Origin of the sequence: Microbacterium sp. H6 (assembly GCF_003314775.1) — a bacterium.
In the GTDB taxonomy this organism is placed as follows: Bacteria; Actinomycetota; Actinomycetes; order Actinomycetales; family Microbacteriaceae; genus Microbacterium; species Microbacterium oxydans.
The window spans coordinates 8,868-9,757 of sequence record NZ_QOAY01000077.1 but is presented as its reverse complement, the minus strand read 5'-3'; the positions used below and the strand labels follow the sequence as shown (position 1 = coordinate 9,757).

Genomic DNA, 890 nt, shown 5'->3' with positions numbered 1-890 from the left:
GACGGCGACCGGCTCCCCGCGGTGCTGCACGACCCGCACGAAGAGCACATCGACGAGCGCGAGCTGTGCGATGCGGCTCGACATCGCGGCCATCCGGAAGGGGGATTCGTGCGCGTGTGTGAGCAGCACGACATCGGCCGCCAGTGCCACAGGCGAGTCCGCAGCGCTGGTGACCGCGACCGCGAGCGCACCGGCGTCGCGGGCGACCTCGAGGGCACGCAGTGTCTCGGTGGTCTCGCCGCCATGGGAGAAGGCGATCGCCACGTCGGCGGCACTGCGCAGCGAAGCCGTCGTGACCGCGAGGTGCGGGTCGGCCGAGTGCGAGACGGAGCAGCCGATGCGCGACAGCTTCAGCTGCAGGTCCTGCGCCGTCAGCGATGACGCGGCCTGGCCGAAGAGATCGATGTGCCGGGCATCGACGACCGCACGGGCGACCCTGTCGAGCGCGGCCGCGTCGAGGGCGAGCGCGGTCTTCTCGATCGCGTCGATCTCCTGGGCGGCGAGCTTGGCGGCGATCGCGCTCGGACCGTCGTCGGGGTCGATCGCGGTGGTGTCCAGACCGAACCGTGCCTGCTGCGCCTGCTCCAGGGTGATCGCGCGGGCGACCGCGACCCTGAGTTCGCGGTAGCCGCTGTATCCGAGGGACTGGGCGTAGCGGGCGACCGTCGAGAGCGAGGTCTGACAGAGCTGGGCGAGGTCGTTGATCGCCAGGTCGACGACCAGGGTCGGGTCGCCCAGGATCTTCTCCGCGACGCGCGCCTCTGCGGCGCTCACCTTGGGAAGGGAGCGCCGCACCAGAGCGAGAACGTCATCGTCCATGGAGGGTCCTGTCTCAGCCGGCGCTGGTCATCCTCTGCTGCGCCGTGAAGCGTCCGAGGAGTGCTTCACGC

General features: G+C 70.7%; 1 protein-coding gene. It reads right to left on the bottom strand.

What is annotated here, in order from left to right; genetic code table 11:
* Positions 1 to 819 (bottom strand): MurR/RpiR family transcriptional regulator (locus tag DSP71_RS05605; protein ID WP_147251216.1); only part of this gene is annotated, 819 nt, incomplete at its 3' end.
* Positions 820 to 890 lie beyond the last annotated feature (71 nt).